We start from the raw sequence: 14,051 nt of genomic DNA, 5'->3' as shown, positions 1-14,051 counted from the left end.
ATTTTTCTCCCACCCATAAAGCACCGCCTTGACTCGGCGCTAAATTGTTAGAAAAAGTAGTGTTGCTGATTGTGAATTCGCCGTTACCAATTCGTAAGCCGCCGCCTAAAGCATCGCCGTTGCTGCTTTTGACGACTTGATTGTTGACTATTGTACTGCCTTCAACAATGATTTTGTCTGGGGGATATACAAAGAGAAACATCCCGCCGCCTTGCCCTGCGCCTTTGTTGCCCTCAAAGCGACTGTTCCGAATGGCGATCGTACCACCGACAGGTCCAGGTGTACTGTTTGTACCGGAAGCATTAGCACCGTCGGTGTAAATTGCACCGCCATAACCACTGGTATTTGCTCCGGCTGCCCCGGCAGTAGAATCGTTATTTAAAAAAGTAGAATTTTCGACGGTTAGGTTGCCTAAAAGGTGGTTAATTGCCCCACCGTTAATACCTTTGTTGTTAGTAAAAGTAGAGCCTTTGACGGTGAGAGAACCCCCGCTTTTCGTGGCGATCGCCCCGCCACCTCGTTCGCTGTTAGCCGATCGCCCATCGTTACCATCAAAGGTACTATTTGTCACATTGGTGGTACTCTTGAAGCCTGTATAAATGCCGCCACCAAAACCGGCAACATTATTATTGACTTGGCAATTTTCTAAAGTTAAAGTGCTGCTACTTCCTGTTTGAATGCCACCACCGGCGCTAGTTGTCTGATTATTTGGGTCAGTACCAGAAACTTTGCCGTTGGCAACAATCAGGTTTTTTAGAGTAACATTGGTTAAAGCTTCGGTGAGGATGACCCGCGAAGTATTGTTGCCACTGATGGTTAAATTAGCTACACCAACTGCATCAATTGTCAAGTTTTTGTTGATGACAAGTTGACCAGAAGTGAGAGTAATTGTTTGGCTGGCAAGAGTGGAAGCAAATTGAATGGTATCGCCGGCTGCTGCGGAGGCGATCGCACTTCTCAAGGAACCCGGTCCGCTATCATTAGTGTTAGTAACGGTAATAGTTCCTAAAGTCCCTCGGTAATCCGCCATTGCCTCTGGAGTCAAGGCTAGCGGTGCTTCAATATCACCTTTGGCAAACTCCAAATTCCAGTTACCACCGTAGCCAGTGCGATCGCTAGATGCCGCAATATCAGCCCCGGTTAACTCGCCCAGGCGATCGACAAAATCGCTCCCCGAACCCGCAGCAACATCGCAACCGTAAAGCACAATATCTGCTTTGTCGCTCAGCGCGTTTCGCCACTCTTGCAACTGGCTTTCATATTGGGGCAAATTACCCGCATTTAACGTCGCAGAACCTAGCTGCAAGCTACCAGAATTGCCGTGAGAAAAAATGTGAACTGAGTCTATCGCCCCCTTATTAGAGGCGTATTTTTCCATCTCGGAGGTGATTTGTTCGATGCCGTTTTTGGTGCGATGGAGTATTACTACATGCTGTCCCGGCAGCACTCCCGCTGTAATTGACTCGTAATCTTCCACGCCGGAGTCAATGAAGACTAAGGAGCGCACTGGCCGTTTTTCAAAAGAAGATTGTGAGTTAACTTGAGCGAATGTAGAACTCATATTGGAGACTCCATTAAGGGCATTATTAGTAGATACACCCCGGAGTTATCTCATTAAGTTTATTTGATAACTATGCGATTTTGGTAATTGACTTTTGTATGAATCGAGGTAATCTTAACTGAGGAGAACAGAGCCTAATTGCAGTTAGCCCGAGCGACCGTCAGAAGTTGTGCGAACATTGTCAATCTCTCTAAGAATAGAGCCATATTTTTGAAGTGCCGAGGTAATTTTATCGATGCAGTGAGATTCCCCAGCCCAAATTCTGGAAACAAAATATTCACCTTCATTGATGCTGGAGTCTTTGAATAGAAAGCTTTTGGATGGGGAATTTGCGTATTCCGAGGCGCGAGCCGTTTACCTTAAAAAAGTCAACATATTGCGTCATCCAAAAGTGAGTTTAGCGGTAGATACAGCCTTGGATTCAGAGCTTCTGAAATTGCCAGCGACCTTGTTTGTTTCGCTCATTTTTATTTAACCTATCTATCAGTTTCCCCTATTTCTGCAGCAATGCCATCCGCGATCGCACGGAATTTATATCTGCGTGTTTTCCCTTACTTCCGGCAAACGCGCAATTACAGATAGATCCGATATCCTACCGCTGATACCACTTTCAAAAAAGAATCTAAATCTAGGCCCGTGCTTCAAACCTCGATAGCGATTAGTCATTCGGGTAATGATGCACAGTAATGTTTTAATATTAAATCCACATAAATTTCCGAGGTAAAACTATGGAATGTCCTAATTGTCAAAGCGATTATTTTATTAAAAAGGGAAAGACTTCTTACGGTAAAGAGCGATTTAAAGGTAAAACTTGTAGTCATCAGTCAGATTGAACATCTCAATATAAGCAGATTTCACTCCTCTACTAAATCCTTAATTGAGCGGCTTATTTTAGAAAAAATATCTTGAGCCGGAATTGCTAGAGCTACGGGGGTATCCATTCGATTGCTCCAGAGTTATGTAAATAAAAATCTATGGAATGTCCTAATTGTCAAAGCGATTAGTTTATTAAAAATGGAAAGACTTATTACGGGAAACAGCGATTTAAATGTAAAACTTGTAGTCATCAGTCAGATTAAAAATCTCAATATAAGCAGATTTCACTCCTCTACTAAATCCTTAATTGAGCCGCTGATTTTAGAAAAACTTTCTTGAGCCGGAATTGCTAGAGCTACGGGGGTATCCATTCGATAGCGGCAGAATTATGTAAATAAAAATATGCCGAAATTTTGGGGGCAATTTTGGTGATAAAAAAAACGAAAAATTAATTGACTTTACAGCTAGATGAAATGTGGTCATTTGTCAAAAACCAGCGAAAAAAGCAATGGCTCTGGATACCTTTAGATCAAAATACCCGTAAAATTGTTGGACTTTATATTGGAGACCGCTCAAAAAATCTGCCGAAGAGCTCTAGAAATCTTTACCTCCTGTCTATAGACAATGTGCTGTTTGTTATACTGATTTTTGGGAATCTTCTTAAGAAGTGCTACATTTTATAAGACATTGATCTGTAGGTAAAGAATCGGGAAAAACCAGTTAGATTGAAAGACTTAATAATACTTTACGGCAGCTAATTTCTCGTTTGATTCGTAAAACCTTGTCTTTCTCAAAAAAACTGCTCTCACCATATTGGGGCATTGGTGACAAGTTAGAAAGGAGTAGATTTTGTCAATACCCCTTTGTGCATAAATATCATGGGATAATAATGATAATCAAACAAGGGGTAAGAGTGGGAGAGTCTGCCTGCGGCGGACTCTCCCACTCTTGGCGTGATTATCATTATTAATAAGTTGTTGGCTCGATTGGTGTGGCATTGCGATCAATAATAATGGCGGGCGATCGAGAATAATGGCGGGCGATCAATAACCCTCTTTTGTCACTCTGGGAAATTAAAAATGAGACCAAAATTTTCAACTGTAGATAGATCAAGGATTTGAGCATTTATTTTCTAACAGAATGGCCCAAATCAAGGTTTTTGGTAAAAGTCTTATGCTATAACCATCCCAGATTATTTCCTGCCGAAAGTGACAAAAGAGGGATAATAATGGCGGACGATCGATAATAGTTGCACCGCCAGTGCACGGCAGCATTGGGGCGAGCACGAACGATTGCGAGCGTTGGTACGATCGAACGATATAATTGACAAATAATTGAGCGATTGTGTAGGTCAATAAATATGGCCAAGAATCAAAAAACCAACCGTGACCACGCCAAAAAAACGGCAAGACCGATGGTGGAAGATGAGACGATTGCCTCGCAACTATCGGCATTACTAACACCAGCCATCACCTCACAAGAAAATTACTACCGTCAACTAGGTTTACGAGGGAGAATTCTTAACCTACCGTTGATGGTAGCAGCAGTATTAACTTTGCTGTGGCGAGACGTAGCTGGAGTAACAGAACTCACAAGAATGCTGGCAAGAGAAGGTTTTTTATGGTGCCGACCTACGACAGTCACTCAACAAGCTATGTCTCAAAGATTTCTAAGTTTTCCCGCCACATTATTTGAGGGAGTCTTCAAAAAATTATTGCCAAGTTTAAGAACTATTTGGTATCCGAGAAATCAACGACCTTTACCAGAAAGCATTCAATTTGCCTTAACCAAATTTTCGAGAATTTGGATAGTAGATAGTTCAACGCTCGAAGCATTATTTTGCAAGCTCAAAAGCCTAGAAGATATACCAAAAGGGCAGTTAGCAGGAAAAATGGCAACAGTCATAGATTTAATGACTCGGCTGCCTGTTGATATTTGGTTTCTGGAAAACCCGAGAGCTTCTGATGTTAAGCTTGAAGAAAAAATTCTGCAATTAGTGCCATATAAAACCTTACTATTACTGGATAGAGGATTTTATCATTTTAGCTTTTGGCTCCAATTAATTGAACGAGATATTCACTTAATTACTCGTTTAAAAAAAGGAGCAGCAATTCAAGTAAAGCAAGTATTTACCAAAAGTTACGACCTGAAAGATAGTCTGGTACGCTTGGGTTCGGGAACTGCAAAGACTCCATTTATTACCTTACGTCTGATTGAAGTTCGTTCGGGTAAAACCTGGCATTCTTATTTAACAAGCGTACTTGAACCTCAAGTTTTACCACCCTACGTTGTGGCAGATTTATATCGCAGGCGTTGGAGAATTGAAGAAGCTTTCAATACCGTAAAAAGGCTGTTGGGATTAAGTTATTTGTGGGCGGGTTCTCTCAACGGGATTCAGCTTCAAATTTGGGGAACTTGGATATTCTATGCAATCTTGGTTGATTTAGGTGATGCAGTTGCTGACCAACTCTCTTTACCAATAGATTCGATTTCATTAGAAATGATTTACCGGGGTCTTTACCATTTTTATGTAGCCCGCCAACAAGGTAAGGCAACTGACCCTCAAAAGTATTTTTCCGCCCCTGAAAATCGAGATTTAGGTATTGTTAAATCTCAACGAAAGCCTAATGTTAAGTTAATTGTTGCACCTTTCCCCGATCGACAGCGAGGTCAGAACCAATTTTTCTTTGAGACATCTTCTCAAACCCCCTTGACAACTGCCATACAAGCTTAACTTGTTACCAATGATATTGGGGCAATTTTAAACTTTGTACATTACTATAATTTTTGCAGAAGAACACGATATCATTACTGTGCTTGACTACCAAATTTTTATTGTGGAACAGGCATCTTGCCTGTTCCTGACAGACGTATCAGAAAATTCACGAATTTTCTGTTGAGGGATTTACCGTGGGGTGGGGGCGGGTTTATGAGATTATCTGTTTTCGGCCATTATAGTTGGTGAAACCCGCCCATACAAAGCACAAACAAAAAATTATTACAATTGCTATTTTAATTCATCCAGTTTAGCTTTTATTGCCTGCATATCTTGCCACATATACCATTTCGGAGTCTCCGGTTCTCGGGAGGGGTTTCGCAGCAAGTAAGACGGGTGGAAAATCGGCATACACAAACGATTTTCCCATTCAATCCATTGACCTCTAATTTTACTAATGGGCCGCTTGTCGCTTAACAAACCTTTGAGGGCTGTTGCACCGGTTAATAAAATAATTTTGGGGTCTAAGATGCGAATTTGTTCGAGCAAGTATGGTTTGCAAGCTTCGATTTCTTTTGCTGTCGGAGGGCGGTTGTTGGGAGGGCGACATTTAATGACGTTGGCAATAAATACGTCGGTTTCTGCACTCAATCCCACGGATTCTAAAATTTTATCTAAGAGTTTGCCCGATCGCCCGACGAAGGGCAATCCAGTTTCGTCTTCGTTTTGTCCGGGCGCTTCTCCCACAATCAAAATTGAGGCTTGAGGATTGCCGCGCCCGATGACAGCGTGAGTGCGCGTATTGCCTAATTCGCAGCGGTGACAGCGGTTGCAGTGCTCGCCGATTTGTTCCATATTTTGATAAGTGCCGGGAGGAATGGGAATTTTGGCATTTGCTGGTATTGAGTCAGTTTGGAAAGTGGCACTTTGATTGTTGTCAAAAAGGCTCAGTTGCAAGTCGCTGGACATAAATTTTACAATTAGGGAGATTTTTTTGAGTCTAGAGTTTATAGTTTAGATCGGGTTTGGTGATTTGAGTTTGGCTAGAAGCTTGTATGGGATGCTGTCGATCGCACAATCTCAAATTAATACTCGCAAGTCTGACATTATTTCGTTGAGCTCGTACAGGCAAAAATATGTTCTCTAACCCGTTTTTTGACGATCGCGCCGATGCAGGCGAAAAACTGGCCGAGGCAGTTGTGGACGAGTTCGGCAAGTTGAGTTTAATGACACAGAAGGCGGTGAAACCGATTGTTTACGCCTTGCCGCGCGGGGGTTTGCCCGTTGCTGTGCCGATTGCGCGCCGCTTGGGCTGTCCTTTGGATGTGGTTGTCGCTAAGAAAATTACTCGCCCAGATAATTTAGAATTGGCGATCGGGGCTGCAACTGCTGACGGTCACGTTCTCTGGGAAAAGCAAAAGCAGCACAATTTACGCTTGCAAAAATTAGCACTGCCCGTGGCTCAAAATAATGCTCAATCTCTGCTGGCAGATTTGTCTCCTGGACGCCCAAATATCAGCGCGGCGGGGGCTTTGGCGATTTTGGTAGATGACGGCATTGCTACGGGGATGACGATGGCTGTGGCGGCTAAGGCTTTGGAGTCGCAGCAACCGGCGGCTTTGTGGATTTGCGCGCCTGTCGCCCCGGCAGATTTGATGGGATTTTTGGCCGGAATGGGCGATAAGGCGATCGTCTTGGAGACTCCTCACCCTTTTTACAGTGTCAGCCGCTTTTACGGGCAATTTCCGCAGGTTGAGACTGCGGAGGCTTTAAGGTGTTTGCAGCAACAAACGGAATGGCGATCGTAGGTTAAGCTAGAAGGCTAAATCCAAAAGCTCGATCGCTAAAACATGAGACCTTGGCAATATTGGTTGGACACTTTGATTCTCTCTACTCAGCACAATCCGCCTCGCTTTGTTGAGTTGGTGATGTTGACTTTGGCGATGATTTTGCTTGGGCTGTGGAGTGTAACATTGCAGTGGCAGTATTTAACTCTGTCTCTGAGTTATATAATTGGTTCGTCTTTTTCAATTTTGGTGCGGGAATCGATCGGCCCGCGGCCTCAATTTCAGCTAACTCACCTGACAGCATTGCTGTTATTAATTATCAGTTTTTATAGTTTTGCTGAACTGATTAGGTAGTTAAGGCTGTTTTGAGTTTGGAGTTTTGAATGGTAAGTGCTGGTTTTATACCCAGTTCGCCTTAAATATCCCTTGATTTCTTAGCTACTCTGAGTTCGGACGAGAAGCAAGTATAGTAGCTATTAAAATCGCCCAGCCTTCTCTACAGTCTCTACGGCTGATTGGATTGATGTAAAATTATGCGGTTGCCGGCAGGATCGAAGGCATAGATTTCTAGACCGTGAGAAGCTTTGATAATTTCTCCGCTGGGCGGATAACCTAAAGCCCAAATTCTGGCGATCGCAGTTTCGATATCGCTGACTTCCAGACACAAACTCATGCCTGTTTTTGCTCTATTGGCAAATTCCGATTTGTGGGAATCTTTGGGTTTGAAGATGCCGAGTCTTAAGCCTGGGAGTTGAAATTCAGCATAAGTATTGGGAATATAAGGGTTTGGTTCTATGTCGAGAAATTTTGTGTAAAATTTAACGAGAACTTCCTTATCAAGGTCTGCTAAAGTCACTAGGGCGGCGCTGTATTGGAAACTCATATAAATTGGTAATGGGGAATTGGTAATATTATAACTTTCTATCTATTTAAAATCCTCCAATTCGTCCGAGTATTTGAATTTTACCTTGTCGATCGCTTTTTATAATCACAGCTTCGCCGCTTTGCGGTACAATATCAGTAATGGCGGTAATATTTACTTGATGAGTTACCATAATAACCGCGCCTTTAGTGTTGCGGTTGTCAACAATTAACTTGCGGATTGGATCTGTTTGTCTGGCTTCTTTGCTGCTGTCGCTAAAGAACGAGTTCAGCGCTGGGAACGGTTCGACTTTGCCTAAATTTATCAGTTTTGCTGTTTCCAAACACCTACACCACTGACTCGATAAAACTCTCGCAACTTTGATGTTGCGGTTGCGAAAGTCTGCTCCAATTTGCTTGGCTTGGGTTCTTCCCTGTGCTGATAAATTGCGCTGGGTGGAACAGTCACCCAACTTAAAGTTAGCAGGATCTCCCGTGCCTGGGGCGATCGCGTGTCGCATTGCTACCACCAACCCCGTCTCATCCCGCTGCAACAATTGCCACCCTGCTTGAGTTTGCGCGTTGGTTGCTGCGTCAGAACTTGCAGTTGCAGTAATTAAGCCGATCGACAATACTAAAGCTAGCGATCCGAAAAACCATTTCCAGTTAAGGTAAATCCGCCCAGCCATTGGTGCAGAAGTTAGAAATTAACTTATCATATTATAATACAACAAATATTGCTCTATGGAACTCACCAATTTTATTGCTCTGTCTGTCATTGTTGCCCTCGTGCTGGGGATTGGGTTTGGAACAATGACTTGGGCTTACTTCGGCAAGGGCAGCATTTCTGTACTCTTTAAAGAACCAATTTTAACTTACCCAGAATTTCCAGATACCGACAGCGGCAGTAAAGCTTCCGTTTATTTCCAACAAGGAATTGAGGCTTATCAGTCAGGAAAGTACCGCAAAGCAAAAGATAAATTTACCAGCGCTTTAGAACAAGTTTCAACTTTGGCAGAAGCTTACCACAATCGCGCCCTGGCTTGTGCGAATTTGCGATCGGATGAGGAGGCTGTTGCAGATTTGATCCGTGCCAGCGAATTATACCAACAGCAGGGGGCTGGATTTGCGATCGACACGATTAAACAAAATCTTGGCGCCTTGAAGCAGCGCAAATTAGAACGAGACAAACAAAAAGCAGTAGCCACATAAATTATTATGTTGGGGCAGTGGAACTCAACCCAAACCTAGAGTTTTGATCTGAAAAACCCGGTTTCTTGAGTTTGGTTGGGAGGAACCGGGTTTGTTTACAGAATTATTAAAGTTGAAACTCAAGATTTAACCTTCTCCCGCTCAACTAAATTGTTCTGGACTCTTCTATTTTGTCGATTTTAGAAATCAGAATTTCTCGGCTAGATGCCACCACTCGATAATTAGTAATTGGATCGTAAGCTTCCCATTCTTGAGCCACTTCGCTGTCTTGCCACAAAAACCATTCCCGGTAAATTTCGCCGTCATCAATGTCGCCGCACAAGGGAAGCCAATCATCTCCTCCCAAGCTATCAAAATCTCCTCCTACTAAGTCAATCCAAGCTGCAAGGATACAAGAGTCAATAGCATTATTATTAACAGTGACTGCGTTAGAGTGGAGAGAAGTTTCGGGATAACAAAGTGTGGATTTCATAAGCTGTACCTGAATGTTATGTTATTAATTTATAAAAAAATCCTCTGCCGCAGTGACCGCAGAATGCCACTATCCTAACCTCCACAGTTCCCCCCTTGAAAAACCTGGACACCCAAAGCGCTCAAATGCCTCTGCTGTATGACTTGAGACTGCTTTGAGTCAAGTCGCTACACAGGCTAAATTGAGCCACTTTGCCAAGTGGCATAGAAGAAAGCGCAATCGACCAAATATTGCGGGCGAGGGCGATCGCGTATTGAGGAGCGAAGACAGCGCGACTGCCAATTGTATACTTGGTAAGTTGGCGAGTTTCAGTACATTTTTTGTGATAAAATTAGTAGCAAGCGAACTTTCATACCGACATCCCGGTTTTGTCAAAAGCTTTCCAATAAGCTTTGCAACAGTGGTGCGATCGCCAGTTTTGATTTAGTGTTAATTTTGCGAAGTCCCGATCGACTGTTAGGGAAAAAAAATTATGCAAGCAACCAACCAAGAAAGAATTATCGATCTGATAATCCACTATACCAACGGCAAACAGCAACACTTCCAGTTCAGTGCGCCAGAGGGAACAGTAGGAGAGCAAGCAACTTTAGGCACTCGCCTGCACAAAATGTTGACGGCAGACCCGATAATTCTCGAATTGGCAGATAAACTGGTAGTTATCCCAGTTCACAACATACAAAGTATTGAAATATCGCCCATTCCTTCCAAATTGCCAGAGGGTGTCCTTCATCCAATGCGAGAAATCTAGATATAGCTAAGGTGTTCTGCATCTAAATTCAATTGAAAAGGCGGGCAAGATGCCCACCCCACGCCAGCTTTTAATAAACATAAATGTCCCAATTAAAGGCGCGACAACTTATTACAGCTAACTGATTGAAATTACCCAAAAACTTGTCGATCGCAGGGACGATAGATGTCGCGTGAGTGAGGGGAATAATTGCAGGTCTTGCAGACTTTAACTTACCGAAAAAATGCTAGAACTCCACTGTCACACTACTTATTCCGACGGCACTCTCACCCCTGCCGAACTCGTAGCCGCGGCCGCGTCATCGGGGGTTCGCGCCTTGGCTGTCACGGATCACGATACGATGTCGGGTTGGGATGAAGCCTTCGCCGCTGCTGCTTTGCACGGTATAGAAATCGTGCCAGGACTCGAACTCAGCACTGTTCACAACGGCCGTTCGCTGCACATTTTAGGTTTTTATCCTGATGCCAATAAGTTGCGCGTTCCTTTGAACGATCGCCTGGAAGGAAGGTTCCGCCGATCGCAGGAAATGGTCGAAAAATTAGCAGCAATGGGATACGCGATCGAACTGCCAAAAACATCCCCAGGAATGGCACCGGGAAGGCCTCACATTGCCTCTGCACTGGTAAAAGCCGGTCACGCGAAATCATCGCGGGAAGCATTCGATCGCTGGCTGGGAGATGACGGCCCGGCTTATGTTCATTACGAGAAATTCTCGATAGTCGAAGGCATCGATTTACTGAAGAGTTGCGGCGCCGTACCAGTTTGGGCTCACCCTTATTTATTTCGCGGCGGCGGTGTTGAGGAAGTATTAAAAGAATTAGTAGATGCGGGTTTAATGGGAGTTGAAGTATACCATCCCAGCCACAGTTCTAGCCAAATCCAAAAGTTGAAAGATTTGTGCCTTCATTACGGTTTGCTGGCAACTGGTGGCAGCGATTATCATGGCCCCGATCCGGAAAGGAAAGCTGCAGATAGCACCCAATTGAATATGCTGCATTTGCCGTTAGAATTGCTCGAACCGATTAAAGTTGCTGCGGCGAGTTTGAAATAGTTTTTTAGGACGAATTTGGCAGATTTATACAGTTGTGAAAAAAAATCCTTGGCTTTTTGAGTGACGAGTTTGCCGGAAGTAAATCATCAGAAGAAGACCGAGGTCAAGCAGAATATAAATTAATATGAAGTTAAAGGCAATTGCAGCCGAGTTAATTTTACAATGTTACTATAGCAACTTGCCAAACGGAGCTTATTATGAGTGCAGAAGACAGAGCTAAGGCGATCGGCAAAAATTTAGAAGGCAAAGCTCAGGAAATTTTCGGTAATATCACGGGCAACAGAAAAGACCAGGTTGAAGGTAAAGCCAAGCAAGCGGAAGCCTCCGCCCGCCACGCAGCAGAAGATGCAAAAAATGCGGTGAAAAATCTGGCAGATAAAGCCAAAAGGTCGATCGACAAATTGTAGAAACCGCGCTATACCAAATCCTGGCGAATAGAATTCGCTTCATATCAAATCCTTTGCTATCAAGGGTTTGATATGATTTATTTTTTGAATGTGCATAAAACTGGGTGACTCCTGCTACATCTCTTCAAAAGCGCAATGGAGAAGTCCCTATGATTGTTAATTTTACACCGGATTAATTTCGTAGTAAGGACTTCAGTCCTTATTGCATTGCCTTTACGAAAAATTTTTGCTTAATTCTGCATAAAGCCACCAAAACCTGCGATATCAGAGTATCAACACGCAAAAACTGGACTATGACGAGACATGATACCCCCGTCGAACCCTTAGCAGGTTTAGTTCCTGTAGGGGCAAGTTTCAACTTGTTGCTTCCACCCACGGGTTGGGAACTCAAACCGATTTCCTTGACTTTGTTACTGTTGGCAGGTTACAGCGCTATTTTCCCTGGGATAATCGAATTATCTCGATGTCATCCGAACGTGCCAGTGAACACCGACGAACAGTTACGCCAACTTCTACAACTTTTGAAAGACTCGCCAGAGGCGAGTAAGGAACAAGAAAGACTCAAAAATAAATTGTGCCAACTCATTTCCCATTTGCCCGGAATTCGCAAGAATCGCGATGCCAATCCTAATATTGATTTTGACGGCGCAGTGAATGAGGCCTATGGGGGTTTTTTCAAAACGCTGCCGAGATTTTTTCGGGAAATTGACCTCGATAATATCGCTGATGATGCGTTGCAAACCAGAGTGGTTAAGCGGTTCAATACAATTGTTAAACGCAAAGTATATGACCAATACAGCAAGTTAGATCGGCAGCCTTTTACTTTTAGTTTGGATGCTCCAACTAAGAGCAAAACAGGTGAAGAATTTGATTCTGAAGGAGTGGCTGATGATACTACAGTCATAGGAATTGAGCAACTGATTGAGCAAGAACAAGTTAAAAATAAGGAGCGCATCGGCCGCAAACTATGGCAGTGTATTGAAGACGAGCCGACGGGAGAACTGCGAAACAGTTATCCCAATGAAAAAATAGATAAGACTCAGCCAAACACTCCCGAAAATCGTCGCCCTCGACCGGATGCCAATTGTCACATACTGGCAGTGCGATTGCTGCTGAAAGACCCTCCTGATAAATTATCGGTAATTGCCAGAGAGTTAAATATTGACTATCAAACTCTCAACTCTCACTGGAAAAGAACAGGTTTTGAACTCGTCAAAGAGATTGGCAATAGAATTGCTAAAGAATGTGGATATCAACCGGAGGAATAATGGTGAATAGCATGGATACTTATTTGTTACAAATTCCTCTGGAGCAAACTGCCCGCAATTTAGCTCTGCAATTTGCTTCAGAGCAAGCTAATCCGCAAAAAGGCAAGCGGGTTTATTTCAATACCCTGGCGGTTTGGGCAGTTAACTATTTTTTGGAATGGATGGAAATGGAAACCGATATTGATGGCGGTGATAGTTGGAATCCAGCAATGCGGGCGGTTTTGGATGTCGGCGATTTGGTTTTGCCGGGGATTGGGAAGATAGAATGCTGTCCGATTCAGCTTGGAGAATCGGCGATTTCTCTGCCGGAAGTTCGAGGAAGCCGCATTGCATATATCGTCGTTCAGTTTGCCGAACCTTTCGATAAGGTGAAACTTTTGGGCTTTATTCCGGCTGTGGAAATTCAGGAGGGAACTGAAAAAATTTATCTAACTAATCTCAAACCAGTTGACGAATTGTGGGATTATTTGGATCGAATTGAGTTGGCAATTCCGCTGTTGCAAGGTGAAATTGAAGAGTTGCTATCTGAGTTGGGAGAAGATGACCCCGTACAAGCAAAAGTTCGGGAGAATTTGCAAAACAAATCTATTTCGGAAATTGTGGCAATTTTGAATAAAGTTTTGCACAGTAGTGAGAAATCTGACTGGGGATATGAAGGGGGGAAGGCTTTAGCGGGAAGTGGTTCTAGCAGTGGAGGTTTGGGAAATAGAGATATATCTTTCTCTCGCGATAAATTTTTACCTGTTGAGAAAGCTTCAGATATAGAGGAGGATGTGAAAGCGGAACTGAATCTGATTGCTGAAGATTTGTTGGAGAAGTTAGCTGAGATTTGGGGAGATGGTGATGATTTTGCCTTGTCATAAATCGGCAATCTCCCAGAAATATGGATAAATTTCCATGACTTGTAGGGGCGGCTTCACTAACCATATCTGATAAAAATCAAAAATAAAAAAAAACCGCCCCTACAAGTCATCAATACGAAAAAAAAATTAAAATATTGCGTTTTTGGGTTTTTTGCATGGGGTGGGGGCGGGTTTTCGAGTTTGTTTGTTTTTGGCGCTGATGGTTGGTGAACCCGCCCCTACAACATTCCCAAGACAAATATCTAGAATTTTTCAGGAATCTGCATAATTCTCCCCCAAATTGCCGATC

17 protein-coding genes are annotated in these 14,051 nt (G+C 43.3%); 12 read left to right on the top strand and 5 right to left on the bottom strand.

Annotated features, from left to right (window positions below):
* Positions 1-1,561 (bottom strand): DUF4347 domain-containing protein (locus tag QT994_RS13055; RefSeq protein WP_333175080.1); only part of this gene is annotated, 1,561 nt, incomplete at its 3' end.
* A 728-nt stretch (positions 1,562-2,289) separates the two neighbouring features.
* On the opposite strand from QT994_RS13055, the gene QT994_RS27830 reads away from it, so the two are divergent.
* The 4 genes from QT994_RS27830 (at position 2,290) to QT994_RS13050 (ending at position 5,111) form a co-directional block, all read left to right on the top strand.
* Entirely contained in the window at positions 2,290-2,394 is a 105-nt protein-coding gene (locus QT994_RS27830; RefSeq protein ID WP_445243900.1) for an IS1/IS1595 family N-terminal zinc-binding domain-containing protein, read from the top strand.
* 174 nt (positions 2,395-2,568) lie between these two features.
* The gene (locus tag QT994_RS27825) at positions 2,569-2,640 is read left to right on the top strand and encodes an IS1/IS1595 family N-terminal zinc-binding domain-containing protein (protein ID WP_445243903.1); all 72 of its coding nucleotides are present in this window, start codon (positions 2,569-2,571) and stop codon (positions 2,638-2,640) included.
* 210 nt (positions 2,641-2,850) lie between these two features.
* Positions 2,851-3,060, top strand: a complete 210-nt coding sequence (locus QT994_RS27820; RefSeq protein ID WP_445243902.1) for a hypothetical protein — start codon at positions 2,851-2,853, stop codon at positions 3,058-3,060.
* A gap of 731 nt (positions 3,061-3,791) precedes the next feature.
* Positions 3,792-5,111 (top strand): IS4 family transposase, encoded by a 1,320-nt coding sequence (locus QT994_RS13050; RefSeq protein ID WP_333175082.1) that lies wholly within the window; start codon positions 3,792-3,794, stop codon positions 5,109-5,111.
* A 273-nt stretch (positions 5,112-5,384) separates the two neighbouring features.
* Here the strand turns inward: QT994_RS13050 and QT994_RS13045 are convergent, their stop codons facing one another.
* Positions 5,385-6,062, bottom strand: coding sequence for a uracil-DNA glycosylase (locus QT994_RS13045; RefSeq protein ID WP_333046025.1), 678 nt, complete (start codon positions 6,060-6,062; stop codon positions 5,385-5,387).
* 167 nt (positions 6,063-6,229) lie between these two features.
* Here QT994_RS13045 and QT994_RS13040 point away from each other — a divergent pair, with 167 nt between their 5' ends.
* Positions 6,230-6,901, top strand: a complete 672-nt coding sequence (locus QT994_RS13040) for a phosphoribosyltransferase family protein (protein ID WP_333175078.1) — start codon at positions 6,230-6,232, stop codon at positions 6,899-6,901.
* A 42-nt stretch (positions 6,902-6,943) separates the two neighbouring features.
* Positions 6,944-7,234 carry a hypothetical protein gene (locus QT994_RS13035; RefSeq protein ID WP_190661269.1) on the top strand — a complete coding sequence of 97 codons (291 nt, stop codon included), beginning with the start codon at positions 6,944-6,946 and terminating at the stop codon, positions 7,232-7,234.
* 151 nt (positions 7,235-7,385) lie between these two features.
* Here QT994_RS13035 and QT994_RS13030 read toward each other — a convergent pair whose 3' ends face one another.
* Both QT994_RS13030 and QT994_RS13025 read right to left on the bottom strand, forming a co-directional pair.
* Positions 7,386-7,763 (bottom strand): VOC family protein, encoded by a 378-nt coding sequence (locus tag QT994_RS13030; protein WP_333175075.1) that lies wholly within the window; start codon positions 7,761-7,763, stop codon positions 7,386-7,388.
* A 46-nt stretch (positions 7,764-7,809) separates the two neighbouring features.
* Positions 7,810-8,430: a histidine phosphatase family protein gene (locus QT994_RS13025; RefSeq protein ID WP_333175072.1), complete on the bottom strand. Its 621-nt coding sequence runs from the start codon at positions 8,428-8,430 to the stop codon at positions 7,810-7,812.
* A gap of 55 nt (positions 8,431-8,485) precedes the next feature.
* On the opposite strand from QT994_RS13025, the gene QT994_RS13020 reads away from it, so the two are divergent.
* Positions 8,486-8,953 carry a hypothetical protein gene (locus QT994_RS13020; RefSeq protein ID WP_333175070.1) on the top strand — a complete coding sequence of 156 codons (468 nt, stop codon included), beginning with the start codon at positions 8,486-8,488 and terminating at the stop codon, positions 8,951-8,953.
* A 145-nt stretch (positions 8,954-9,098) separates the two neighbouring features.
* Here QT994_RS13020 and QT994_RS13015 read toward each other — a convergent pair whose 3' ends face one another.
* Positions 9,099-9,425, bottom strand: a complete 327-nt coding sequence (locus QT994_RS13015) for a hypothetical protein (protein WP_333175068.1) — start codon at positions 9,423-9,425, stop codon at positions 9,099-9,101.
* Between the two features lie 472 nt (positions 9,426-9,897).
* On the opposite strand from QT994_RS13015, the gene QT994_RS13010 reads away from it, so the two are divergent.
* The 5 genes from QT994_RS13010 to QT994_RS12990 all read left to right on the top strand — a co-directional run bounded on the left by QT994_RS13010 (position 9,898) and on the right by QT994_RS12990 (position 13,762).
* Positions 9,898-10,173 (top strand): hypothetical protein, encoded by a 276-nt coding sequence (locus QT994_RS13010; protein ID WP_333046033.1) that lies wholly within the window; start codon positions 9,898-9,900, stop codon positions 10,171-10,173.
* A gap of 223 nt (positions 10,174-10,396) precedes the next feature.
* On the top strand, positions 10,397-11,224 hold the full coding sequence (locus QT994_RS13005) for a PHP domain-containing protein (RefSeq protein WP_333175066.1): 828 nt from the start codon (positions 10,397-10,399) through the stop codon (positions 11,222-11,224).
* A 197-nt stretch (positions 11,225-11,421) separates the two neighbouring features.
* On the top strand, positions 11,422-11,631 hold the full coding sequence (locus QT994_RS13000; protein ID WP_333175064.1) for a CsbD family protein: 210 nt from the start codon (positions 11,422-11,424) through the stop codon (positions 11,629-11,631).
* Positions 11,632-11,924: 293 nt separating this feature from the next.
* Positions 11,925-12,899, top strand: a complete 975-nt coding sequence (locus QT994_RS12995) for a hypothetical protein (RefSeq protein ID WP_333175062.1) — start codon at positions 11,925-11,927, stop codon at positions 12,897-12,899.
* Complete coding sequence (locus QT994_RS12990; RefSeq protein ID WP_333175059.1) at positions 12,899-13,762, top strand: DUF1822 family protein; 864 nt, start codon at positions 12,899-12,901, stop codon at positions 13,760-13,762. Before QT994_RS12995 ends, QT994_RS12990 begins: the two co-directional genes overlap by 1 nt.
* Positions 13,763-14,051: the final 289 nt, after the last annotated feature.

This window comes from Microcoleus sp. S13_B4, assembly GCF_036700885.1.
Lineage (GTDB): Bacteria > Cyanobacteriota > Cyanobacteriia > Cyanobacteriales > Microcoleaceae > Microcoleus.
Note: the sequence above shows the minus strand (reverse complement) of the source record. Positions and strands in the feature narration are given on the sequence as shown.

Coding starts and splice junctions, on each gene's coding strand:
- QT994_RS27830 (WP_445243900.1), top strand. CDS start 2,290: ATGGAATGTCCTAATTGTCAAAGCGATTATTTTATTAAAAAGGGAAAG.
- QT994_RS13015 (WP_333175068.1), bottom strand. CDS start 9,425: ATGAAATCCACACTTTGTTATCCCGAAACTTCTCTCCACTCTAACGCA.
- QT994_RS13040 (WP_333175078.1), top strand. CDS start 6,230: ATGTTCTCTAACCCGTTTTTTGACGATCGCGCCGATGCAGGCGAAAAA.
- QT994_RS13020 (WP_333175070.1), top strand. CDS start 8,486: ATGGAACTCACCAATTTTATTGCTCTGTCTGTCATTGTTGCCCTCGTG.
- QT994_RS13000 (WP_333175064.1), top strand. CDS start 11,422: ATGAGTGCAGAAGACAGAGCTAAGGCGATCGGCAAAAATTTAGAAGGC.
- QT994_RS13035 (WP_190661269.1), top strand. CDS start 6,944: ATGAGACCTTGGCAATATTGGTTGGACACTTTGATTCTCTCTACTCAG.
- QT994_RS13045 (WP_333046025.1), bottom strand. CDS start 6,062: ATGTCCAGCGACTTGCAACTGAGCCTTTTTGACAACAATCAAAGTGCC.
- QT994_RS13025 (WP_333175072.1), bottom strand. CDS start 8,430: ATGGCTGGGCGGATTTACCTTAACTGGAAATGGTTTTTCGGATCGCTA.
- QT994_RS27820 (WP_445243902.1), top strand. CDS start 2,851: ATGTGGTCATTTGTCAAAAACCAGCGAAAAAAGCAATGGCTCTGGATA.
- QT994_RS12990 (WP_333175059.1), top strand. CDS start 12,899: ATGGTGAATAGCATGGATACTTATTTGTTACAAATTCCTCTGGAGCAA.
- QT994_RS13005 (WP_333175066.1), top strand. CDS start 10,397: ATGCTAGAACTCCACTGTCACACTACTTATTCCGACGGCACTCTCACC.
- QT994_RS13010 (WP_333046033.1), top strand. CDS start 9,898: ATGCAAGCAACCAACCAAGAAAGAATTATCGATCTGATAATCCACTAT.
- QT994_RS13050 (WP_333175082.1), top strand. CDS start 3,792: ATGGTGGAAGATGAGACGATTGCCTCGCAACTATCGGCATTACTAACA.
- QT994_RS13030 (WP_333175075.1), bottom strand. CDS start 7,763: ATGAGTTTCCAATACAGCGCCGCCCTAGTGACTTTAGCAGACCTTGAT.
- QT994_RS12995 (WP_333175062.1), top strand. CDS start 11,925: ATGACGAGACATGATACCCCCGTCGAACCCTTAGCAGGTTTAGTTCCT.